This is a genomic window from Candidatus Margulisiibacteriota bacterium, from assembly GCA_041658645.1.
GTDB lineage: Bacteria > Margulisbacteria > WOR-1 > O2-12-FULL-45-9 > XYB2-FULL-48-7 > JBAZZV01.
The window spans coordinates 88,642-112,138 of sequence record JBAZZV010000007.1; the positions used below are offsets into that span (position 1 = coordinate 88,642).

The 23,497-nt window shown below is 53.8% G+C and carries 22 protein-coding genes; 4 read left to right on the plus strand and 18 right to left on the minus strand.

The window, feature by feature from the left end; all coding sequences use genetic code 11:
* Nucleotides 1-6: 6 nt before the first annotated feature.
* The 3 genes from WC903_06935 to WC903_06945 form a co-directional block, all read right to left on the minus strand.
* A complete protein-coding gene (locus tag WC903_06935; protein ID MFA5893671.1) occupies nucleotides 7-897 on the minus strand; it encodes a phosphoribosylaminoimidazolesuccinocarboxamide synthase in 891 nt (296 codons plus the stop codon).
* A gap of 227 nt (nucleotides 898-1,124) precedes the next feature.
* Entirely contained in the window at nucleotides 1,125-1,709 is a 585-nt protein-coding gene (locus WC903_06940; GenBank protein MFA5893672.1) for a hypothetical protein, read from the minus strand.
* Between the two features lie 15 nt (nucleotides 1,710-1,724).
* A complete protein-coding gene (locus tag WC903_06945) occupies nucleotides 1,725-2,441 on the minus strand; it encodes a WecB/TagA/CpsF family glycosyltransferase (GenBank protein ID MFA5893673.1) in 717 nt (238 codons plus the stop codon).
* Between the two features lie 57 nt (nucleotides 2,442-2,498).
* Between WC903_06945 and WC903_06950 the strand changes: the two genes are divergently transcribed.
* The gene (locus tag WC903_06950) at nucleotides 2,499-4,142 is read left to right on the plus strand and encodes a phosphoglucomutase, alpha-D-glucose phosphate-specific (GenBank protein ID MFA5893674.1); all 1,644 of its coding nucleotides are present in this window, start codon (nucleotides 2,499-2,501) and stop codon (nucleotides 4,140-4,142) included.
* A gap of 20 nt (nucleotides 4,143-4,162) precedes the next feature.
* The gene (gene pgi / locus WC903_06955) at nucleotides 4,163-5,719 is read left to right on the plus strand and encodes a glucose-6-phosphate isomerase (protein MFA5893675.1); all 1,557 of its coding nucleotides are present in this window, start codon (nucleotides 4,163-4,165) and stop codon (nucleotides 5,717-5,719) included.
* Between the two features lie 2 nt (nucleotides 5,720-5,721).
* Here the strand turns inward: pgi and WC903_06960 are convergent, their stop codons facing one another.
* The 11 genes from WC903_06960 to aroQ form a co-directional block, all read right to left on the minus strand.
* Nucleotides 5,722-7,146: a hypothetical protein gene (locus tag WC903_06960; protein MFA5893676.1), complete on the minus strand. Its 1,425-nt coding sequence runs from the start codon at nucleotides 7,144-7,146 to the stop codon at nucleotides 5,722-5,724.
* 90 nt (nucleotides 7,147-7,236) lie between these two features.
* Entirely contained in the window at nucleotides 7,237-7,962 is a 726-nt protein-coding gene (locus tag WC903_06965; protein ID MFA5893677.1) for a polysaccharide deacetylase family protein, read from the minus strand.
* Nucleotides 7,962-8,522 carry a GTP cyclohydrolase I FolE gene (folE, locus tag WC903_06970; GenBank protein MFA5893678.1) on the minus strand — a complete coding sequence of 187 codons (561 nt, stop codon included), beginning with the start codon at nucleotides 8,520-8,522 and terminating at the stop codon, nucleotides 7,962-7,964. Before folE ends, WC903_06965 begins: the two co-directional genes overlap by 1 nt.
* 26 nt (nucleotides 8,523-8,548) lie before the next feature.
* A complete protein-coding gene (locus WC903_06975) occupies nucleotides 8,549-8,968 on the minus strand; it encodes a hypothetical protein (protein MFA5893679.1) in 420 nt (139 codons plus the stop codon).
* Between the two features lie 109 nt (nucleotides 8,969-9,077).
* Nucleotides 9,078-10,643: a formate--tetrahydrofolate ligase gene (locus WC903_06980; protein MFA5893680.1), complete on the minus strand. Its 1,566-nt coding sequence runs from the start codon at nucleotides 10,641-10,643 to the stop codon at nucleotides 9,078-9,080.
* Between the two features lie 14 nt (nucleotides 10,644-10,657).
* The gene (locus tag WC903_06985) at nucleotides 10,658-11,602 is read right to left on the minus strand and encodes a hypothetical protein (protein MFA5893681.1); all 945 of its coding nucleotides are present in this window, start codon (nucleotides 11,600-11,602) and stop codon (nucleotides 10,658-10,660) included.
* A 46-nt stretch (nucleotides 11,603-11,648) separates the two neighbouring features.
* On the minus strand, nucleotides 11,649-13,514 hold the full coding sequence (gene dxs, locus WC903_06990; protein MFA5893682.1) for a 1-deoxy-D-xylulose-5-phosphate synthase: 1,866 nt from the start codon (nucleotides 13,512-13,514) through the stop codon (nucleotides 11,649-11,651).
* Nucleotides 13,495-13,968: a divergent PAP2 family protein gene (locus WC903_06995; GenBank protein MFA5893683.1), complete on the minus strand. Its 474-nt coding sequence runs from the start codon at nucleotides 13,966-13,968 to the stop codon at nucleotides 13,495-13,497. The genes dxs and WC903_06995 overlap by 20 nt, the downstream gene beginning before the upstream one ends.
* 1 nt (nucleotide 13,969) lies before the next feature.
* Nucleotides 13,970-14,662 (minus strand): 2-C-methyl-D-erythritol 4-phosphate cytidylyltransferase, encoded by a 693-nt coding sequence (gene ispD / locus WC903_07000; protein ID MFA5893684.1) that lies wholly within the window; start codon nucleotides 14,660-14,662, stop codon nucleotides 13,970-13,972.
* On the minus strand, nucleotides 14,659-15,324 hold the full coding sequence (locus WC903_07005) for a M24 family metallopeptidase (protein ID MFA5893685.1): 666 nt from the start codon (nucleotides 15,322-15,324) through the stop codon (nucleotides 14,659-14,661). The genes ispD and WC903_07005 overlap by 4 nt, the downstream gene beginning before the upstream one ends.
* Entirely contained in the window at nucleotides 15,321-15,761 is a 441-nt protein-coding gene (gene aroQ, locus WC903_07010; protein MFA5893686.1) for a type II 3-dehydroquinate dehydratase, read from the minus strand. Before aroQ ends, WC903_07005 begins: the two co-directional genes overlap by 4 nt.
* 68 nt (nucleotides 15,762-15,829) lie before the next feature.
* Between aroQ and WC903_07015 the strand changes: the two genes are divergently transcribed.
* On the plus strand, nucleotides 15,830-17,785 hold the full coding sequence (locus WC903_07015; GenBank protein ID MFA5893687.1) for a PBP1A family penicillin-binding protein: 1,956 nt from the start codon (nucleotides 15,830-15,832) through the stop codon (nucleotides 17,783-17,785).
* Complete coding sequence (locus tag WC903_07020) at nucleotides 17,782-19,170, plus strand: phosphoglucomutase/phosphomannomutase family protein (protein MFA5893688.1); 1,389 nt, start codon at nucleotides 17,782-17,784, stop codon at nucleotides 19,168-19,170. The genes WC903_07015 and WC903_07020 overlap by 4 nt, the downstream gene beginning before the upstream one ends.
* On the opposite strand, the gene WC903_07025 is transcribed toward WC903_07020, so the two are convergent.
* The 4 genes from WC903_07025 to glyA are packed head-to-tail and all read right to left on the minus strand — an operon-like array spanning nucleotide 19,154 to nucleotide 23,333.
* On the minus strand, nucleotides 19,154-20,506 hold the full coding sequence (locus WC903_07025) for a peptidylprolyl isomerase (protein MFA5893689.1): 1,353 nt from the start codon (nucleotides 20,504-20,506) through the stop codon (nucleotides 19,154-19,156). The genes WC903_07020 and WC903_07025 overlap by 17 nt on opposite strands.
* 15 nt (nucleotides 20,507-20,521) lie before the next feature.
* On the minus strand, nucleotides 20,522-21,409 hold the full coding sequence (ftsX, locus tag WC903_07030; GenBank protein MFA5893690.1) for a permease-like cell division protein FtsX: 888 nt from the start codon (nucleotides 21,407-21,409) through the stop codon (nucleotides 20,522-20,524).
* Nucleotides 21,402-22,082 (minus strand): cell division ATP-binding protein FtsE, encoded by a 681-nt coding sequence (ftsE, locus tag WC903_07035; protein MFA5893691.1) that lies wholly within the window; start codon nucleotides 22,080-22,082, stop codon nucleotides 21,402-21,404. The genes ftsX and ftsE overlap by 8 nt, the downstream gene beginning before the upstream one ends.
* A 3-nt stretch (nucleotides 22,083-22,085) precedes the next feature.
* Nucleotides 22,086-23,333: a serine hydroxymethyltransferase gene (glyA, locus tag WC903_07040; GenBank protein MFA5893692.1), complete on the minus strand. Its 1,248-nt coding sequence runs from the start codon at nucleotides 23,331-23,333 to the stop codon at nucleotides 22,086-22,088.
* Nucleotides 23,334-23,497: the final 164 nt, after the last annotated feature.

Below are 23,497 nucleotides of genomic sequence, written 5' to 3' on the forward strand. Positions count from 1 at the left end.
AACCTCCTAAAGTTCTTTCTTACCTGTCAGTTTAGTGTAGGCCTCGAGATACTTTTCCCGCGTCTTTTGCACCACCTCCTCGGGTAGTTTTGGCGCTGGCGGTTCCTTGTTCCATTTGATCGATTCCAGGTAGTCCCGGACGAATTGCTTGTCGTAGCTTGGCTGGGATTGGCCAACCTTATAGAGCGCCTGCGGCCAAAAGCGGGATGAGTCGGGGGTCAGCATCTCATCAATAATGATGATTTCGCCGTTATGGAAGCCGAACTCAAACTTGGTGTCGGCGATAATGATCCCTTTTTGCAGGGCATACTCGGCGCAGGCCTGGTAAAGGGCGATCGTTTTGGCCTTGATAGTGTCGGCGGTCGCTTTGCCGACCAGTGCCTCAACCTCTTTCTGGGTGATATTAAGGTCATGCCCCTGCTCCGCCTTAGTGGTCGGGGTGAAGATCGGCTCGGGGAGTTTGGCTGATTCCGTCAGTCCGGCCGGCAGTTTGATCCCGCAGATCGCGCCCGACTTCTGGTAATCTTTCCAACCGGAGCCAGAGAGATAACCGCGCACAACACACTCGACCGGGATCAATTCGGCTTTATGGCCGATAACCGAGCGCTTGGCCAGTTTACTCTTGAAAGATTGCAGTGCCGCCGGGTATTTATCGGCATTCGCTTCGATGATATGGTTTTTGATGATGTTCTTAGTAAAGTCGAACCAGAAGAGTGAAATCTGGGTCAGGATCGCCCCTTTATCGGGAATACCGTTCGGCATGACGGAATCGAAAGCGGAGATCCGATCGGAAGCAACGAGGAGAAGCTCATCACCCAGGTCAAAAACATTGCGGACCTTCCCTTTTTTGAACTGTTTTATCCCGGGCAGATCTATGTCCAGTAAAACTTCGCTCATGGACGGATTATAACATGAGATGAATTAAGAATAAAGGTAACTATTCAGCCCTCACCCTATCTATGCCAAAGTGTAGCCCCCTCTCCCAAAGGGAGAGGGGGGATTGTTAAGGAAAAAACCTTCTCCCGCCGGGAGAAGGGCCATAGCCTAAAACGAAACTAGATGAGGGCAGTGATACCTGAATAGTTACGAATAAAGCTTGATTAAAGCCGGGTAAGTTGTATGGCTTAGAAGAAATATTTCAAGCCAAGGGTAAGATAAAATCGAGTTTTAGGAACGATAAATGGGTATGGCTGCTCACCATAAATACTTTTGATGCTTGGGAAGATCAATCCCAATTCGACATTGGCCAGTAACGGATCTATTATTTGTTTTTCCGAACCGATAAATATTGATAATGATTGGGAAATAGCCTCACCTGTAGTTATCCAATTGGGCAGAGCGTAGGAGACTTTTATCGCGTCCCGGAATTCTCCGAGGCCGGCGCCGCAATAGTTCTCTTTAGTTAGTTTAAGTTTATATTTTAATTCAATTGTGCTAATGATGTCGGATTGAGAGCCGTAATAAATATTTAGACCGTGAATATCTTTCCAGATCTCCAGTTCATATCCCCAGGTTGGCCTGGATTCGGCTCTAACGGATAGCCCCAGGTTAAATTGCGCCAGGGTGGTTGCTTCTGTGTTTGCTTCCCTCGTTTGGTTGTTAACTGAAGGTGTCGTTACGACACCAAAAGGCCGATCCTCGGAATAAGCGATGCTTTGGACCGAGGCAATTATTACTATTACGATAGCAATCTGTTTTAGGCGTTTCACTATAACAGTATATCCTTACCGCCGGGTGAACACCAACCATAAAAACTTCGGCAGGGCGAGCTGTCTTTTCCAGCGCTGTGGTTCAGAAAATAAGCGGTAGAGCCATTCGATATAGAGCGCTTGGGCCCATTTGGGCGCCCGTTTTTTCCGGCCGGAAATAACATCTAAACTGCCGCCGATCACCATCCCGACGGTCTTTAGCTCCGCCAGGTGATGATTGAGCCACTTCTCCTGGCGGCTGGCGCCGAGCCCGCAAAAAAGGAGATCGGGTTCGGTATGCATGATCTTTTTCAGCACGGCAGGATCATCACCGCCGAAATAACCGTGCTGGGTGCCGACTACTTTCAAGCCCGGGAACAGCGCGGTTAATTTCTTGGCCGCTTCTTCGGGGACGGCCGGCGCACTCCCCAGGAGAAATATCTTATACCCTTTGACCGCGCTGACCTCGCATAACTTAAGCATCAGGTCGATCCCGCTGACCCGCTCCTGCAGCGGCGTCCCCAGTATCCGGGAAACGACGACCATGCTGATCCCGTCGGGGATGCGGAGGTCGGCTTTATTGAGGATGTCACGCAGCTCCTGGTCGTCCTGGGCGGTGACGATCATTTCGGGATTAGGGGTGGCGACTAAATGCGGCTGGCCGGAGGCAATGAACCCCTCGACCTTGGCGACAGCCTCAACCAGGGTAACGTTATCAACTATTAAACCAGCCAGGTTAACTGTTTGTTTCACGCTAATTACCCCTAGATTATAACCGAATCGAAAGCGAAATGGTATAATAGAAATCAAATGACTAAGACACCAGAGATAATTCCCGGCCAAAAAGCTCCGCCAGAGATGCAAATCGATATCAGTCAGCTGGTCGCGGCCTATTATGACCTGAAGCCGACGCACCCGGTCGAATTCGGCACCTCCGGCCACCGCGGTAGTTCTCTGACCGGCTCTTTCAACGAACGGCATATCGCGGCGATCAGCCAGGCGATCTGCGAATACCGGGCAACTCAAGGAACGACCGGTCCCCTCTTTATCGGTTTTGACACCCACGCCCTCTCTTTTCCGGCGTTCAAGACCGCGCTGGAGGTCTTGGCTGCTAACGGAGTTGAAGTCGTTTGTCACAAAGATGATGAATTCACTCCTACCCCGGTCATTTCGCGCCTGATTATCAATCATAACCACGGCAGGTCAAACGGACTGGCGGACGGCATTGTCATCACTCCCTCTCACAATGGGCCGCAGGATGGTGGTTTTAAATATAACCCGACACATGGCGGTCCGGCGGACACCGATGTCACCGGCTGGGTTCAGGATCGGGCCAATCAGCTAATTAACAATAATAACGAAGGGGTTAATGCAACCCCATTTGAAACGGCCAGAGGTGCCGGTACAGTCAAGGAAACAGATTTTATCACCCCGTTCGTTGCCGACTTGGCCAGGGTAGTTGATTTTGAAGCGATCCATGCCGCGAAAATTAAGATCGGCGCCGATCCGATGGGCGGCTCTGGGGTCCATTATTGGGCTCCGATCGCGGAAAAATACGGTCTCGATCTCACGGTCGTTAATGATGTGGTTGATCCGACGTTTGGCTTTATGACTGTTGACAGCGATAAAACGATCCGTATGGATTGTTCTTCCAAGGACGCCATGGCAAGTTTGATCAGCTTGAAAGATCAATATCAGATCGCCTTCGGCAACGATACCGATTTTGACCGACATGGGATCGTCACTCCCGACGGGCTGATGAATCCGAACCATTATCTCTCCGTCGCCATCTGGTATCTGCTGCAGTACCGGCCGCAGTGGTCAAGAAACTTGAAAATAGGAAAAACGATCGTCAGCAGCAGCATGATTGACAGAGTTGTTAAAGGTTTTTTAAACCATGAGCTTTACGAAGTCCCGGTCGGCTTCAAATGGTTTGTTAAAGGGTTGTCAGAAGGTTGGCTGGCTTTCGGCGGCGAAGAGAGTGCCGGCGCCTCTTTCCTCACCCTGGACGGCAAGACCTGGACGACCGATAAAGACGGATTTGCCCTGGCGCTTCTTTCGGCCGAGATCGTGGCCAGAATAGGGAAAACGCCTTCGCAAATTTACAGAGAAATCCTGGTGCCGCGCTACGGTGACCCGTTCTACAAGAGAGCCGACATTACTTTGAATACGGAAAATGTTACCGCGTTCAGAAAGAATGTCAAAACTCTGGCTAACAGGTTGAGTGTCGGAGCCGAGATTGCCGGCCGCCGGATCGTTCAGATACTGACTACCGCTCCCGGCAACGGTGCCGCTATCGGCGGCACGAAAGTGATTTTAGATGACGGCTCCTGGTTCGCGGCCCGCGCTTCCGGTACCGAACTGAAGGGTAAGCTTTACATCGAAAGCTACCAGGGCGAAGAGCACTGGCAGACAATCCACGATCAGGTTTATCCGATGCTGATGGGGGTCTAAATCTGCTATAATTTAAAACTATGGCGGATAATCAGCACTTCAATCTGGTTCAAAGTTTTCTCGAGCTCAAGAATTATCAAAAGTCATATAAGCCTGACCTCAAGACCTCATTTATAAGACGCGCGGTTAGGACCGAGCATCTCTATTTTGACTATTCTCGCCAGTTAGTCGATGAAACCGTGATCGGCCTGCTGCTTCGTTTAGCCGAAGAGACCGGCTTGCGAGCGAAGATCAAGGACATGTTCAACGGCGGAAAGGTCAACGTGACCGAGGGACGCCAGGTTCTTCATGTCGCCTTGCGGGATCCGGACCATCATCCGGAAGTCAAAGAAGTCCTGGCCAAGATCAAGAAATTCGCCGCGCAAAATAAGTTAAATAATATCGTTGCCATCGGCATCGGCGGATCATATCTCGGACCGGAGTACCTGGCGGAAGCTTGCGCCCCCTATGCGATCAAAGGGAAAAAACTGGTCTTCATTGCCAATGTTGATGGGACCGATTTTGCCCGGAAAACAGCCGGTCTTGACCCTGAAGATACGCTGGTGGTGGTGATTTCCAAAACATTTACCACCGCCGAAACAATGAAGAACGCCGAAACCGCCAAGCAATGGCTGCAATCGTCACTCGGTTCTTCACCCGACGTTATTAAAAAACATTTTGTCGCGGTTTCGACAGCCAAAGATAAAGTTGAGGCCTTTGGGATCGACCCGGAGAATATGTTCGGTTTTTGGGACTGGGTTGGCGGCCGCTTTAGCGCGACTTCGGCCGTCGGCGCGGTGCCCCTTTCACTCTATCTCGGTTACGATAATTTCGAACAAATACTTAAAGGGGCTAACTGGCTGGACACGCACTTTTTGCATGCCCCCTTTGAAGAGAATATCCCGGTCCTCTCGGCCCTGCTCGATATCTGGAACATCAACTTCCTGGGGGTCAAGACCCGGGCGCTCCTCCCCTATTCCCAAAGCTTGGGCAAACTGCCGGCGCATACCCAGCAGGTCGAGATGGAGAGCAACGGCAAGTCGGTCGATCTGGATGGCAAATCTTTATCGTTTGATACGGGCGAGGTCGTTTTTGGCGAACCGGGGACGAACGGCCAACATTCTTTTTATCAATTAATTCATCAGGGAACGCAGATCGTTCCCTGCGATTTTATCGGCTTTATTAAACCGCAGTACCAGCTTGGCGAATCGTCACCCACTTCGGTCACCCATCATGAAGAATTGATGACCAACTTCTTTGCCCAGCCGGACGCTCTGGCATTCGGCAAGCAAGATGATTATTTGCCAAAGAACTTCAGCGGGAACCGGCCGTCAAGTTCTCTTCTGCTTAAAGAACTTACCCCGTTCACTGCCGGCTTACTTCTAGCCTGGACGGAGCATCGCGCGGCAGCCAAAGGCTTCATCTGGGGTATCAATAGCTTCGACCAGTTCGGAGTTGAATTGGGAAAGAAACTGGGAGTTGAGCAGCGGAACAGGATATTGAAATATCACGCGACAAAAACGATCGATATTGACGGGCTTAACGATTCGACGGCGATTTTATTAAAATCTTTCCTGACGGAGAAGCTCCCCGGCTAAGATCAAATAAGCTTACCGGTGGTAAGTTCGAACTTGCTTTTGGTGATTGGATCGGCCGGATATTCTCTTAAAAGAAAGTTGTTAAAGGCGACCAATAACTTTAAATTTTTCCGGACTTTTACTTCAATTAAATAGGGGCTGGCCGTGTCTTCTTTTCCTGACCTGTCAGGGATATCGATCGTTACCAAAAGGCCCTTTGGATCGCTGGCTCCGCAACGCCAGAATTTAACTTCATGATAATCGCCTTTCCCCTCAATACGCTTGATGACCCTTCCTACTCTTTGTTCAGGGATTTCAGCCGCCTGCCAGTACATTCTATTATCAGGAAACAAATAATAATGTTTCCATTTTTCCACCGGAAAACAATTATAGGCCCCCCTTTTTTCGCGCGCCAATTCAAATGGCTTGGTAAAAACAACCTGGACACTGCGCATAAAGCCCTTCCCGTTTTCCGTCGGCCGGTCTCTGAAGCGAGTTGAAGCGCCCCAATCATTAAATCCTGCCAGGGTGGCTTCCCGGACATATTTGTCATGATACCGAATGCCAACATCAAACCTCGTTAGGCCGAATTTATCGGCGATATTTTGCAAGACCGCCGTTGGATCGTTGGCCGGCCGGTCCGGGACGATCATGTACCTTAATTCATAATATCGTTCCGATTCGAACCCTATCTTATGTAATTTCCGGCTGTAAAGGACGTGTTTAAGAGTAACACTTTTGACTTCAAGAAAGACCGCTTCCAGGAATGCCGTTGTAAATGAAACTGCTTGTAAAATAGCGGCTTTTAACCAGCTGGTCTGGGGATCGAATAAACAAGTTAATATCCCCATGTTAATCGCCTGGTTGGAATCATGGTAAATGATGTCGGCCTTTAGCGTCGGCCAGCCGTCCTTTAAACCTTTTTTCGCTATCCCAAGGAGCCAGCTCAAATCATGTTTACCGGCCGGCTCGGCATTATCATAAGCGTTTTTTATATGCCGGAAGACCAGCATCGGTTTTTCCACGACCGGTTGAACGACCGCCAGTATCGGCGCTTTGATATGCAACGGACAATGACCGTCATAAAGCCAGTCCAATAAAATATTGGCCAACGCCGTTGCCCCGGCTCCGACTCCCAGAGCCAATAGTTCATCTTTCCCAAACTCTCTGCCGAAATGAATGTAGGGACTTTCCGGGATCACAATAAGGTCCACGGTTTCTTTGGCTTGTCTTGTTGTTCCGGCTGAATCGGCAGTCAACGCCATTAATTGTTGATTATAGAGATGAGATAGTTTTCTATATCCGCCTATCTCATAGCTTGGTTTTACTGTCCTTTGAATTAAACTGCCAGCTGCGTTGGTAAGGCCACCGGAGACTTTCTGCAGAGGCATCGGCGCCGTCCTTTTTGCCCAGGCTAAAGCCCTAATGCTGATAGATGGATAAGTCATGAAGATTTGTCGGCATGATTAGACGGAAATTTCAATAAAAAGGCTGCGATCTGATTACCGGGAAGAGCAACACTGCCGGCTTGAATCAGTCTACGGCCGAACTGCTTCGGGCGTTCCTGACGAGGAAACTACCGGGATAAAATCGCTCAAGGGGACGATCCGGTACTTTTTGTTCCGCTTTAGCCAGGCGATAAATTCGTCGACCACCCCCGCCCGTTCATTGCCGTTGCCATGAATAAGGATAATTGAACCAGCCTTGATCCTGCCGCCAACGAAGCGGTGCCACCAGTGTATCTTCCCCAGCCAGGCATTGGAATCAACGGAAATATAACCGAGCGCGGCGAGTTGTTCCAGGCGCTGCCGGTTATGCCGGAGGCCGGGAAAGCGGAAGTAGCGGGAGGGTTGAAGGCTGAACTTTTCCATGGCGGTGATATTCTTCAGCATTTCCCGCCGGAAATTTACTTTCGGGTTGTTCAGAAAGTCGTCCGCGACCGGGTGAGAATACGAATGGTTCCCCCAGGTAATGTTCAGGTACATCTTTTTAAGCACTTTGAGCTCGTCCTGATGCCGCTCGATCCAGCGGCCGGAGACAAAGATCGTCACCGGCAGAGGTTGGCCGGCCCTTTGTCCCAACCCTTCCAGGGCCTTGAACAGTTTGGCTTCGTAAGGTTTGCTGGACGGGCAAAGATCGATCGTGATGGTGACGGCGTTCTTGACGGTTGGATTTTTATTGCTGGAGATCGAATGTTCGGCGCAGCCGGTAAGGTAAAAACAGATAATTATTGGCCAGAAAGCGATTAAGACGCGATTTATCACTAAGGTTTGATCAAGGCCAGGGCTTCGGAGCGGACCTTGGCGTCTTTCCTGAAGACCCCCCTGACGGCCGAAGTGACCGCGGTAGTCCCGGGTTTTTTAACTCCCCGCATTGACATACACAGGTGCTCGGCCTCGATCACGACCAAAACGCCATGAGGCGCCAGCTTTTCCATGATCGTATCGGCGACTTCGGAAGTTAAACGTTCCTGCACCTGCGGCCTTTTCGCATAGCCCTCAACTACCCTGACCAGCTTGGACAGTCCCGTTACCCTGCCCGATCTCGGGATATAGGCGACGTGGGCCTTGCCGACAAAAGGAACAAGATGATGCTCGCAGATGGAATAGAAAGGAATGTCTTTAACAATGACCATTTCCTCATGCTCGCCCTGCTTGAAAGTCGTCAGTTCTTTGGATGGATCTTTATGCAGGCCGGAGAACAGGTCGGCATACATCTCGGCGACGCGTTTGGGCGTTTCCTTCAAGCCCTCGCGGTTTAAATCCTCGCCGATCGCGATCAATATATCTTTTACGGCTTTTTCGATCTTTTTCTGGTTGATCATTGAATATCTTAATTATACCCCAGGGGTCAAAAATTCGCTACGATCTGACGGAGGACTTCAGGATTATGATAGAACCAGTCTTCGATTACGCTAAGTTTATGCAAGGTGCTATTTAGGACTTCAACATGATTTTGCCTGTCTTTAACTGGAAATCTTTGATTATCGGAATTTTTTCCTTCCACGACCACCCGGCTAAGATTGACGCCATTGAACAATCTTTCAATCAGTACTTGCCAAGCTTCCGGATCTTCAGGTGATTTATATTGCAATCCGACATTGCCGCATTGAATTTTCAGGGCCTCACTGCATTTAATTTTCAACACCTCTTCTTTGAGATGAAAATCGGCCTCTTCCCTATCAAGCTCCGGCTGGTATTTTCCTGTTTCAATCTTCTGCAGCAGAGCACGAAGTGTCTTTTCATACACATAATTATTGCCCGCTTTCATTATGACAGCCGGCCGCCGATAGGTAGAAGTTATTGTGACCATATTATTATATTTGGATGAGAGCCGCTCAATTAATTGTCAATAAAATTAGAAGGAAATTTCAGGGGTTTTAAAACAATCCGACGATCTTACCGTCTTCGGTAATATCCATGTTTTCTGCCGCTGGGTGTTTTGGCAAGCCCGGCATCGTCATGATATCACCGGCATAGGCAACGATAAATCCGGCGCCAGCGGACGGTTTCAGCTCACGGATAGTGATCTTGAAGCCGGCTGGCCGGCCGTAAACTTTCGGGTTATCACTTAAAGAATACTGGGTCTTGGCGATACAGACTGGCAGATCGGCTAACTTCTGTTCATTCAAGAACTTAATGTCTGCCTCCGCCTGCTCTGTCCACTCAACCCCCTCCGCCCCGTAGATTTCAGTGGCGATCTTATTGATCTTCTCCTTAATTGGATCTTTCAACGAATAAAGCAGCTTAAAGTCTGACTTGTTATCAGCCGCTGCGATCACCGCTTTCGCCAGCTCCTTCCCCCCGCTCCCGCCTTTGGCCCAAACATCAGAGACAACCACAGGAACGCCGAGCTTGGAGCATTCACTTTTAATAACAGCCAACTCATCAGCCGTATCGTTCTCTTTCCTATTGATAGCGATAACCGCCGGCAAACCATAATGGCGAATATTCTCAAGATGTTTTTTGACGTTCTCATAGCCATGGCGTTCGATCGCCTGTTTAGTCACCACCAGGACCGCGGCTGACGGCGAGAAGCCCGCTACCCGGCATTTGATGTCAAAGAACTTCTCCGCGCCTAGCTCGGAGGCAAACCCGGCCTCGGTGACCACGTAATCGGCCAGCTTTAAAGCGAGCCGGGTAGCGACGATCGAGTTACAACCGTGCGCGATGTTGGCAAACGGCCCGCCGTGGATAAAAGCCGGGCCTCCTTCAAAGGTCTGGACCAGGGTCGGCTTGAGCGCGTCCCATAACAGGAGTGCCATCGCCCCATTCGCTTTGAGGTTGGCGGCAGTGACCGGCTTCCCTGTTTTATCATAAGCCACGATGATCCGCCCCAGCCGTTCTTTCATATCGGTTACGCTTTCGGAAAGACAAAGGATCGCCATCACTTCGGAAGAAGCGGTGATATCGAACATCCCGCGGAGCGCCCGGTCGTTCATGTCCATCGTCCTTTTCCAAACTATCCGGTGCTCATCTATTCCTAATTCATTACCCTGGTAGATATGGTTATAAAGCATGGCCGACAACAGATTGTGGGCAGAGGTGACCATATGCATGTCGGAAGTTAAGTGAAGATTGATGTCTTCCATCGGCAGGACCTGGGAATATCCGCCGCCGGCCGCCCCACCCTTCATCCCCATTACTGGCCCCAGCGAAGGTTCCCTGATGCAGACAAAAGCGCTCTTCCCCAAATTATTTAAGGCCTGGGCCAGTCCGATGGTCGTGGTGGTTTTCCCTTCCCCCCGCGGGGTCGGCGTCATCGCGGTAACGAGGATCAATTTGCCGTCTTTTTTCTTATTAAAGCGCTTTAAGGCTTTAAGATGTATCTTTGCTTTGTAACAACCGTGAAGTTCTACGTCATTCAAGTCAAGGCCGGCGTGTTTGGCGACCTCGACGATCAGCTTGAGTTTAGCTTTTTGGGCGATCTCGATATCGGACTGCATAAGTTGATTATAACTTATTTAGCGGGAGGTGGGCAACTGTGAGAATGGTTTTGCCGCCAGCGCGCGACGAACTCGGGGAACTGGTTCTCGATCGCTGCCAAGCTCTTGTTGATCAGGTCAAGGCGCGAAGCAGACGAAGAAAAGTTGCGGAGATAATAGTTGCTGAGCTTTCCCCGGGAAAGCAGGTCCAGGGCCTTGATTCCCCGCTCAAGGTCGAGCAGCATCAGGCCGATCTTCTCCAGCGTTTTAAAGTGGGCAAGGTTGTTGTTGTCGAGATCAGCGGCCGCCATGATCAGCACGTCTTGCGCCGCGGCCGTATTTTCGTGGTCGATCAATTTTTTCGCGATCGCGACCAATTGGCCCGTGCGGACCATCAGATTCGGGCTGGCCTTGGCGATCTGGACGCAATTGACTGACAGGGTTTTTGTCGCCTTTTCCGTTTCACCTGATTTTAAAAAAGCATCCGCGATCGCCAGATTGGCGGGCAGTTTATCTTTTCTTTCATAGCCGCGGACGATCGAGGCGGCTTCATTTATTTTGTATGAACCCAAGCAGACATTGGCCATCCGCTCCCTGACCTCATCCCGTAAACCCGGCGTCAGCAGATTGTCAATAAATTGCCTTATCCGGCCGAAGATCTGCGCGGCGGTTTGGTCGTCGGCGTTTTTAAAGGAATGATCGGCGACCCGGACGGCCAAGACAAAGCAATCGGTAGTGGTCGCTTCTTCAAGCAACCCGGTGTTGAGCACGATCCCGGCCGCTTCGGCGATCAGCCTTTCCTTATGCTGTGGATCATGAAAACCAAATTGTGGCTTTAACTGTTCTAAAATGGCGCCCAGGCGCGAGCTTAATATGTCGGATACGCTTCTTTCCCCGCCTCCTCCCCCTATCCGGCAGATCCCGGGATGGCTTAAATAATCAGGACGCATAGTTGTTCTATAATTAGGCAGTGCTTTCATTGGTTTATCTTCGTAAGAAAATGATCGCGATTTCAGTTATTTGACTCTAAAAATGGTTTTTGATCGTCTGAGCTATCTTTTGGGGGGATAAGCCGTAGCTGTCCAGGATCTCGTCTCGCTGGCCGTGTTCGATGAATTTTGACGGCAAGCCCAACCTGCGCACCGGGGTGGTAACACCGGCCTCGGCCAGCAGTTCTATGACCGCGGAACCAAAACCGCCCTCAAGAACTCCCTCTTCGACCGTAACGATAAGTTTGGCAGCCTTAGCTTCTTTGACGATCAATTCCTTGTCCAAAGGCTTAACGAACCGGGCGTTGATCACTCTGGCGTTGCCTAACTGTTTGGCGGCTTCGATTGACGGAGCGACCATTGAGCCAAGAGCGATAATGCAGATCTCGGAATGCGGAGAGCCGAATACCACCTCGGCCTTGCCCAACTCTATTGCGAGTGATGATTTTGCCTCGACCCTTTTTGCCTCGCCTCTTGGGTAACGTATAGCTATCGGGCCGTCATGTCTGACGGCGAACGCGAGCATTTTTTCGAGTTCGGAATCGTCACTGGGCGCCAGGACGACCATGTTCGGCAGACAGCGCAGGAAAGCCAGATCAAAAATGCCGTTATGCGTTGCCCCGTCTTCGCCGACGATCCCCGCCCGATCGATCGCGAAAACGACCGGCATATTTTGCAGGCAGACGTCATGGATGATCTCATCGTAAGCCCGCTGCAGGAAGGTCGAATAAATAGCCACGACCGGCCGATAACCCCCTTTAGCCAGCGCCCCGGCAAAGGTCACCGCGTGTTCTTCGGCGATACCGACATCAAAGAACCGTTTAGGGAATTTACGGGCGAACTCCTCCATCCCGGTCCCGTCAAGCATGGCGGCGGTCACGCCGACTATCGCGGGCTCGCGCTCGGCCAGTTTGACCAGGGTCTGGCCGAAAACCTGGGTATAGCTCTTGCTCCCGTTGCCGTTCAGCGGTTTGCCGCTCTCAATGTTAAAAGGACCGGTGCCGTGGAAACGGGTCGGGTCCTTTTCGGCCGGCGGATAGCCCTTCCCCTTTTTCGTTAGGACATGGATCAGCACCGGCCCCTGGATCTCACGGGCGTGCTGCAGCGTGCTCATGATCAGCGGGATATTATGGCCGTCGATCGGGCCGAAATACTTGAAACCGAGCTCTTCAAACATGACGTCGACCTTGAAACTGACGACGATATGCTTGGTCCGGTCTTTTAATTTCTTGGCCGCCGCGAAAAGAGGGACCCCGACCCGCGGCACCTTGGTGACCAGCTTCTCGATCCGGTTGCGCAACTCGACGTAAGCGCCGCTGGTCGAGACCTGGGTCAGATAGTTGGAGAGCGAGCCGACATTGCGCGAGATCGACATCTCGTTGTCGTTCAGGATTATTATCAGATTACTTTTCAGGCCGTCAACGTTATTGACCCCTTCCCAGGCCAGCCCTCCCGACATCGAGCCGTCGCCGATCACCGCCACAACGTTATATTTCGCGCCGCTCAAGTCGCGCGCCTTGACCAGCCCAAGCGCCTGGGAGATCGAAGTTGAAGCGTGGCCGGCCGTAAAGGGATCATGAGCGCTTTCCGCGGCGTTGGGGAAACCGGAGATCCCGCCGGCCTGGCGCAGGGTGTCAAATCGTTCCAGGCGGCCGGTCAAGATCTTATGGGCATAGGCCTGGTGGCCGACATCCCAGATGATCTTGTCTTTGGGGCTTTCGAACGCGGCGTGAAGAGAGACGGCGAGTTCGACCGCACCCAGGCTGGACGCGACGTGGCCGCCGGTGACCGCGGTCACGCTAATGATCTTTTGCCTGATCTCGCCGGCGATCTGTTCCAGCTGTTTAGCCGAGAGTTCGCGCAGTGTTTCCGGCAGTTTTATCTTATCGATCAAAGTAGACATAGTAAGTGAGGAGCGTGATGACCAGGGCCAGGGTCGCCCCGGCCACAACTTCTATCGGGTCGTGCCCCAGTATCTCCTTTAATTTCTCCAGGCGGACCTTGCCGTTGGCGTAGATGTCATCGACGATCTTATTGAGCATTTCCGCCTGCTTGCCGGCGGCCCGGCGGACGCCGGTCGCATCGTACATGACAATGAGGGCAAAGACCAGCGAGATCGTGAACAAGGGAGAGTTCCAGCCCTGGGTCAGGGCAATGCCGAGGGTCAAGGCGGTGACCGACGCCGAGTGGGCCGAGGGCATGCCGCCGGCCTCAAAAAAGTGCCAGAGGTTGAACTTTTTCTCGGAGATCCAGTAGAGGACCACTTTGATCGACTGGGCCAGGAACCAGGAGATGACCACGGCGACGAAAGTGAAGTTGTTAAGCAGCGCCCTGATTATATCGATAAGATAGTGCAAGTTATTTGCTCCTTCCCGCTAGAATGGCGGACATGATCTTAAGATCTTCGGGGGTAGTCACCTTGAGGTTCTCGTACGACCCCATGACCATTTTAACCTTTATTCCCGATTTTTCAACCAGCATCGCGTCATCGGTCGCGCGGCCGGCCGGTTTGGCGTAAGCTTTTTTGATTATCTTGACCTGGAACGCCTGCGGCGTTTGGGCTTGCCAGAGATCGCTACGGTCAACTGTTTTCGTAACGCGTAATTCGTAACGCGTAACGCGTTTTATAGTATCCTTGACTGGGACGCCGACCACAACTGCCCCATGCTTCCTGGCGCCCTTGATCGAGGCGGTGAGCAGTGCCGGAGTAATGGCTGGCCGGGCGCCGTCATGGATAGCGACGATCTCCGCCGAGTCAGGCAGCCAGTCCAGCCCGTGCCGGACGGAGTCGGGACGTTCCCGGCCGCCGGCGACGATGGCGATGACCTTTTTCTGATCAAGTCGTTTGGCTAGTTTGATCTGGTCCGGCGAAACGACCAGGATGATGCCGTCGATGTCCGGGCATTTTTGGCAAGCGGCCAGGGTCCAGGCAAGCATCGGCCGCCCGTTCAGCTTAAGGAACTGCTTGCCCCGACGACGAAGGTGTCGGGGCTTGGGCCGGCCCATCCGTTGCCCGCTGCCGCCGGCGGTAATGAGAGCGATGTTCTTCATGTGAGTAGCTTACAACCTTTTTTCGTCACCAGGACCATGTCTTCGATCCGGATCCCACCCCACCCCTTGATATAAATGCCCGGTTCAATGGTAATGACCATGCCGGCCTTCAGCTTTTTCCGGCTCTTCATCGAGATCCGGGGGTGCTGATGGATCTTAACCCCCACCCCATGCCCGGTCGTGTGAATAAAGCAGTCGCCGGGACACTTCTTTTCAGAGATATGGCACGTTTTAAAGCAATAACGTTTAATGTGCTCCCGCGCGGTGATATCAACTTCGCGGCATAAGACGCCGTCTTTGACCGTCCGGATAGCTTTCGCTTGCGCGGTCTTGACGAGGTCATACAGGGCGAGGAATTTCTTGGTCGGCTGACCGACAAAAAAAGTCCTGGTGAGGTCAGAACACTGGCCTTTGTATCTTGCGCCTAAGTCGATCACCACTTGTTCGCCTTTCCTTAGGCGGTGGTTACCGGGCCGGGCATGCGGGTCAATGGACCGTTGGCCGGCGCCGACGATGATCGCAAAGGAAGGGACCGCGTTAAAAGTAGCCAGCTCATGCTTGATCCAATTAGCCAGTTCTTTTTCCGTTTGTCCGGCCTTGATCCGCAGGGAATCCATCACCCGGCAGGCTATCTCAACGGCTTTTTTCTGGGCCGGGTTCATTTCTTGATGAGACCGATAGCGGCTTGCAGCCCGAGCAGGTAGCTATTGATGCCGAAACCGGAGATCTGTCCGGCCGCGACCGGGGCGATGACCGATTTATGGCGGAACTCTTCCCGCGCGTAGATGTTGGAGAGATGGACCTCGACCGTAGGGATTTCGACCGCCGCGATCGCGTCACGGATCGCCACACTATAATGAGTATAACCAGCCGGGTTGATGACCAGCGCCTGGCAAGTCTTCCTCGCCTGGCCGATCTTTTCGACGATCTCCCCTTCGCTGTCCAGCTGGACGATCTCGAGTTCCACCCCCGCTGTCTTGGCTAGAGCGGTCAACTTGGCGTTGATCTCGTCCAAAGTGAATTTACCGTAGATCGAGACTTCCCGCTCACCCAGCAGGGCGAGGTTCGGCCCGTGGATAACTAATATTTTTGTCGCCATGATCCACCTCCTCGACTTTTAGTTTAACATATTATCAAGTCAGAGGGAAGGTGATATAATGCCTGCGGATGAGAAAAAAACGCCTCAAGCTGGATAAACTCTTCCTGGTGCTCGCCCTGGTCGTGGTCGCGGCGGTCGCCGGCCTGGCGCTCCAGATCCTGACCCAGCTGCCCGATATCGACCAGTTGAGCAGTTACGTCCCGAGCGAAAGTACCATCCTTTTCTCCTCTGACAGCAAAGTGCTGGCCCGTTTCCACCAGGAAGAGAACCGGCAGGTGGTGCCGCTCTCCAAGATCTCCCCCTACTTCCAGCAAGCGGTCATCGCCACCGAAGATCCCAACTTCTATAGCCACCACGGCCTCGATTTCTACGGCATCCTCCGGGCGACGATCAAGAATCTGGCCTATGGCCGGATCATCGAAGGGGGGAGCACCATCACCCAGCAGTTGGCGCGCAACCTTTTTCTGAACAAGCGGAAGACCTACGCGCGTAAGCTGGCCGAGGCGCTCATTGCCCTGCAGATCGAGCGGCGTTACACCAAGGAAGAGATCCTCGAGATGTACCTGAACCAGGTCTATCTCGGGCATAACGCTTACGGGATCGAGTCGGCGGCCAATCTCTATTTCGGCCGGACCGCGGCCGATCTCGACCTGGCCGAATCGGCCATGATCGCCGGCCTGATCCGCGGGCCGGAACTCTATTCTCCTTACCGTAATTTTAAGGGGTCGAAACTGCGCCAGATCGTCGTGATCAATAAAATGCTGGAGCACGGTTTTGTCAATGAGCGCGACGGCAAGCTGGCGGCGATCGAAGTGCTGGAATTTTCCCCCAAGAACCTGAAAGCGCTGGGCGAGACCGCCCCCTACTTCATCAGTTATGTCCTGCAGCAATTGACCGAGAAATACGGCGAAGAGCTGGTTTATCACGGCGGGCTCAAGGTCTACACCACCCTGGACACGAAAATGCAGGCGGCGGCCGAAGCGGTCGTGACCAAGTTCGTTTCCGGGGAAGGCAAGAGCTATAACATCTCCCAGGCGGCGCTCGTCTCCCTCGATCCCCGGACCGGCTATATCCAGGCGATGGTCGGCGGCGTGAGCTATTTTGACAGCAAGTTCAACCGGGCGGTCCAGGCCAAGCGCCAGCCGGGTTCCTCTTTCAAGCCTTTCATCTACACCGCGGCGATCGAGCAAGGGATCATGCCGGGTGAGGTCATCATGGACGTGCCGACCACCTTCCGGGTCTGGCCGAACCGCTGGAACCCTTTCGGGACCTGGGCGCCGAAGAATTTTGACGGCAAGTTTAACGGGGCGGTAACGATGCGTTACGCCCTGGAGCGATCGCTCAATATCCCGTCGATCAAACTGCTGGAGCGGGTCGGCATCCAGAGCGCGATCGATGTCGCTCATAAGATGGGGATCGCCAGCCGGCTCGAACCGGCCTTGTCCCTGGCCCTGGGCGCATCCGAAGTTTCACTTTTGGAGATGACCTCGGCCTTTGGCGTCCTGGCCAATCTTGGGCTGCGGGTCGAGCCGGCTTCCATTATTAAGATCGAGAGCCGCGACGGGGTCCAGCTTTACGCCAACAAGATCATCGAGCGCCGGGTGCTCGACGAGAACGTGGTCGCCATCATGATCGACCTGATGCGCGGCGTCCTCTCCCGCGGTACCGGTTTCCGCGGCCAGATCGACCGGCCGGCCGCCGCCAAGACCGGGACCTCCCAGGATTTCAAAGACGCCTGGTTCGTCGGTTTTGTCCCGCAGCTGGTGACCGGGGTCTGGGTCGGTAACGACAACAACGCGCCGATGCGCGGCATTGCCGAGGTCCAGATCTGTCCCCGTATCTGGAAAGCGTACAACCAGATCGTCCTGGCCGGCGTGCCGGTCGTCTCTTTCCCGCCGCCGGAAGGTTTGACCGCGGCCGACTATTTACTGGTCGTACCGAAAAAAGAAGAGGTGGTCAGCGAAGAGTCGATAACAGTGGAAGAGACGGAGCCAGGAACAGAGCCGGAGGAGACGGTCGAATGATAAAATTCGGCACGGACGGTTGGCGGGCCAAGATCGCCGAAGAATTTACTTTTGGCAACGTCCGGCTGGTCGCCCAGGCGCTGGTCAAATATCTGCAAGACGAGGGCTTGGCGGCCAAAGGGATAGCGATCGGTTACGATAACCGTTTCCAGTCGGAAGAGTTCGCCCGGATCGCGGCCGGGATCTGCGCCGGGGCCGGTCTCCGGACCGTCCTGACCGCGCACTCTGTCCCCTCACCCGTGCTCTCTTACGCCGTCAAACAAGGCGGTTATGGCGCCGGGATAATGATCACCGCCTCTCACAACCCCCCGGAATGGAACGGGTTCAAGATCAAGGAAGGGTTTGGCGGTTCGGCTTTCCCGGAAACGACCCGGGGGGTCGAGAAAAATATCTCGGACAAGCTTTCGATCATCCCCTCGGAAGCCGCTTTCAAAATATTCGATCCCGATCCCGCTTACCTGGCCAAGATCTCTTCCCTGGTCGACCTGGCGGCGATCAAAGGGGCCAACCTTAATATCGTGATCGATCCGATGTTTGGCAGCGGGACCGGTTATTTTGCCAAGCTGGGCTTAAACGTCACCGAGATCAGGAACGTCCGCGATCCGCTTTTTGGCGGGATCAATCCTGAACCGCTCCCGGTCAACCTGGAGGAATCGTTCTCTTTTGTCCGGGAGTCGGCCCTGGCTAACCGGGAGAAGCTGACCGCCTGTATCATTCTGGACGGCGACGCCGACCGCCTGGCGGCGATCGACGCGACCGGCCGTTTCATTAACACGCATAACGTCTTTGTCCTCCTCCTCTGGCACCTGGTGAAGAACAAGGGAATGACCGGCGAGGTCGTCAAAACCTTCAATCTAAGCAAACTGATCGATAAAGTCTGCGCCAAGTTCGGGCGGCCGCTGACCGTGACCCCGATCGGCTTTAAACACATTGCCAAAATGATGATGGCCAAAGATATTCTTTTAGGCGGGGAAGAGAGCGGCGGCATGGGGATCAAGGGTTTCATTCCCGAACGTGACGGCGTTCTCGCCGGGTTAAACCTGCTCGAACTGATGGCTAAGGAGCAAAAGACCCTCGGGGAGATCCTCGACGGGATAATGACCGAACTAGGGTTTTATTACTATGACCGGGCCGACCTGCACACGGACCAAGCCCAGGCAATCGTTCTAGACCTGACCGCCAACCAGCCCAAGGAATTTGCCGGGATGGCAATCAGCCGGGTAGAGACGCTGGACGGCTTGAAGTTCAATTTTAGCGACGAGAGCTGGATACTCTTCCGCGCTTCCGGGACCGAACCCCTGCTGCGCGTCTACGCCGAAGGCCGGAGCGACGAGCAGGTCAAGCGCCTGCTGGGTGCCGGCGAGAACCTTATTGCCCGCCCCTAAGCTCTTTTTCGAACTTCTCCTTCTTCTCGATCCGTTTTAGTTCGGACTGTTCCAGAGCAACTTCCCGGGGCCGTTTTAATTTCTGGAAGAGCTTGAGGAGCCGTTCGTGGACCGCTTTAGTGTCGCCGGCGACGAGCGAAGCCTTCTTGTACTGGCTGGCGGCCAGCTCCCCCTGTCCGGTCGCTTCATAAGCTTTGCCGAGAACCAGGTAGAGGTCGGGATTGCCGCCCTCCAGCCTGACGGCCGACTCGTATTCCGAAATAGCCAGCGCCTTTTGGCCGATCGTCATAAAAGTGTCGCCGAGAAAGACGTGAAGGAGCGGACTCGCCGGGTTCTCCGCGATCGCCTTCTTGTACTCGGTGATCGCTTCACCCAGCTGGCCCTTGAAGCGGAGGTTGTTCGCCTTGAACTCGGGGCTGATCACTTCTACCTTGGCTTTGGCGGTGACTTCGCTGTACCAGTTGCGGAAAGTTTTCTCCTGCTTTTCCTGGAGGGCGATCTGCTCAATGCTCTGCCCATTGGCCGGAAACTTGCGGAGACGGGAATCAACTAGCAAGATGATATGGTAACCGAACGGGGTCTTGACCAAACCGCTCAACTGGCCTGGTTTAAGTAAAAAAGCGGTCTGTTCGAAAGGTTTGACCATGCTGCCGGTGGCGAAATAACCGAGGTCCCCGCCTTTGGCCGCCGAACCTTTGTCCAGGGAATATTCTTTGGCTAAAGCGGCAAAGTCGCCTCCCGCCTGAAGTTTAGCCAGAATGGTCTTCGCGGCCGCTTCGGTCGAGAGGAGGATATGGCTGGCGCGGACCTCGCGCAGGTCATCGGGCGTGACCTTGACCTCTTCGCGCAGTTTGGCCTGGAGCTTTTGGATGAGGAGATCATCCTGGATCAGGTCGCGGAATTGCCCCATGGTCAGACCCATCTGCTTGAGAGCGGTCTCCAGCTGGCGTTTGGAGGCGACTTTCTGCTGTTTCATGATACCGTCGAGGGCTGAATCTATCTCCCGGCCGGAAACTTTGACCTTGCGGCTAGCTTCGCTCGCCATCAGGGTGAACTCGATCGTCTGGCCAAGCGCCATATTCTCGATAAAAGCGAGGTCCGACGGGGTGAACTCCTGGCCAAAGCCCTGCACCACCCGGTTCATGATCTCGCGGAAACGGAGCGGGTCGATCTCCTGCCCGTTAACTTTGGCGATGACCCGGCTTCCCTGGCCGGGGCCACCTTCAGAGCCGCCGCTTAAGCCGCTGTAACCGAGGCCGTAAAACATCGAAGCACCGAACAAGATCGCCACCACGATCATGATCGTCTTCATTTTTTTTCTAAACCAGGTCAACATGTGATTTCCCCCTTCTTAAGTTTCGTTTTTCAGCGCCCGTGAGACGGAAATGTAGCCGCCGAGCAGTCCCAACCCCATGCCGCCAATGACCATGGCGGCGTAGACGCAAAAGAGGAGCCACGGGTCGTTGACTATGGGAAGAAAGGGCAAGGCCTGGACGACCTTGACCGCGGCCGAGTCATAAGAGAATTTTAGGATGAGGAACGAAGCCCCGCCGCCGATCAGGCCGATCATGATCCCTTCGATGATAAAAGGCCATTTGACGAAAGTGTTGGTCGCGCCGACCAGTTTCATTATATAAATGTCCGTTTCCCGGGCGATCACCGTCAGCCTGATCGTATTAACAACGATAAGGAGAGTGGCCAGTGATAATAAGACGACCAGGGCGATGCCGGCGATGCGGACCGCGCCGATCAGCGAACGGAGCTGTTCGATCAGCTTGCCGCTGTAGCGGACCTCGTCGATCACTTCCATATTGGATATTTCCTTGGCTAGAGCGGGCAGGCTCTCGGGATTGCGCACCCGGACGGCAAAAGTATGCGGCAGAGGGTTCTCGTAAATGATCTCCCCCAGCGCCAGCTTGCTGCCGAATTCGCTCTTGAACGTGTTCCAGGCCTCGGTCTTCGAGGTGAACTCGACCTTCTCCACTCCGATTAGACGGGCGATCTTGACCTGGATCGCGGCCGCATCCTCCAGCGAGAGGTCTTTATTGGTGTAAGCGACCAGGTCGAGGCGCGAAGAGAAAGAGCCGACGATATTTCCCATGTTAATAATGAGGAGGAGAAAGAGCCCGAAAATGGTCAAAGAGACGGTAATGGTCGCGATCGCGACCGAGCTCATCAGCGCCTGCCGGCGAAACGAGCGGAAAGCCTCGATGATAAAAAATTCGATAGTGCTAAACATTGTATGATCCGAGCTGCTGATCGCGCACCAGCCGCCCCCCTTCCAGTTCGACCACTCGCCGTTTCATCTCGTCGACGATGCTCTTGTTGTGGGTAGCGATGACCACGGTGGTGTTCCGCTTGTTGATCTTGTCGAGGAGCTGCAAAATTTCCCAGGAAGTGGTCGGGTCGAGGTTGCCGGTCGGCTCGTCAGCCAGGAGGATCGGCGGGTTATTGACGATCGCCCGGGCGATGCAGACCCGCTGTTTCTCGCCGCCCGACAGCTCGTCCGGAAAGGCGTTGGCCCGCCGGAGCATGTTGACCAGTTCCAGAGATTGCATCGCTTTGCGCCTGATGGTGGAACGCGGCGCGCCGGTCACCCGGAGGGCAAAAGCGACATTCTCGTAAACGGTCCGCCTGGGGAGAAGTTTAAAGTCCTGGAAAACGACGCCGATGTTCCGCCGGAGGAAGGGGACCTGGTTCGAATCTAGCTCGGCAACATTGACCCGGTCGACGACCACTTTACCGCTGGTCGGCCGCTCTTCGCGGTAGAGCATCTTGAGGAGGGTCGTCTTGCCGGCGCCGGAAGAACCGACCAGGAAGACAAATTCCTCCTTGCCGATGGTCAGGTTAATATTGTGCAGGGCGTCGATGCCGCTGGGAAATGCCTTGGAAACATTGATCAGCTCGATCATTGTCTAAGCGTACAACGGGAACTGCTTAGCCAGGCTGGCGACTTCCCCGGCGACATCCCCTCTCACTTTCTCGTCCGCGACGTTCTTCAACACGCGAGTGATCATGGCGGCGATCTTTTTCATTTCAGCCTCTTTCATCCCCCGGGTCGTCAAGGCCGGCGTGCCGATCCTGATCCCCGAGGTTACGGTCGGTTTTTCCGGGTCAAAGGGGATAGTGTTCTTGTTGATGGTGATGCCGACCTGGTCGAGTACTTCCTGGGCGACCTTGCCGGTCGTCTGGAACGGCCGCAGGTCAACGAGGACCAGGTGGGTATCAGTCCCGCCGGTGACCAGGCGCAAACCGTTCCTGACCAATTCTTCGGCCAGGGCCTGGGCATTTTTAACTATCTGCGTCTGGTAAGCTTTGAATTCCGGAGTCATAGCTTCTTTGAAGCAGATCGCTTTAGCGGCGATGACATGTTCGAGCGGTCCACCCTGCGTTCCCGGAAAAACAGCCTTGTCGACCGCTTTGGCGTAGGCTGCTTTACAAAGAATAAGTCCGGAGCGCGGCCCGCGCAAGGTCTTGTGGGTCGTCGAAGTGACCACCTCGGCCAGTGGGATCGGTGACGGATGCAAACCGGCGGCAACCAGGCCGGCGATATGGGCAATATCGACCATCAGGACGGCCCCTACTTCGTCACAGATAGCGCGGAACTTGGCGAAATCGATCGTCCGGGGATAAGCGGTCGCCCCGGTGACGATAAGTTTGGGTTTATTCTCTTTGGCCAGTTCCCGTAAACGGTCATAATCGATCGTTTCCGTATCCGGTTTGACCCCATAAGGGATGAACTTAAAATACATCCCGGAGACATTGACCGGGCAACCGTGAGTCAAGTGCCCGCCGTGGGAAAGATCGAGGCCAAGGACGGTATCCCCCGGCTTGATGAAGGCGACATAAGCGGCAAAATTAGCCTGGGAGCCGGAGTGCGGCTGGACATTAGCGTGGTCGGCGCCAAAAAGCTTTTTCGCCCGTTCGATGGCCAGCGATTCGGAGATGTCAACGAACTCACAGCCGCCGTAATAGCGCTTGCCGGGATAGCCCTCGGCGTATTTATTGGTCATGACCGAACCGCACGCTTCCATCACGGCGCGGGAGGTGAAGTTTTCGGAGGCGATCATCTCCAGCTTGTTCTGCTGGCGGGCCAGCTCGTTGTCGAGTGCCTGGGCTATCTCGGGGTCAACCTGGCGGACATGATCAATGTTGAAATGCATTTGGATCTCCTTCCGAGAATTTAGTATACCACAACACTGCTGAATTCAACATTGTAACGCAACACCTGTCTCCTTAAAGAATACCTCATAAGGGGTCCGTCCTGCAAACCGTTTACGAGGCCGACTGTTTAATAAATATTCTACGCGAGCCACTTCTTTGTTGG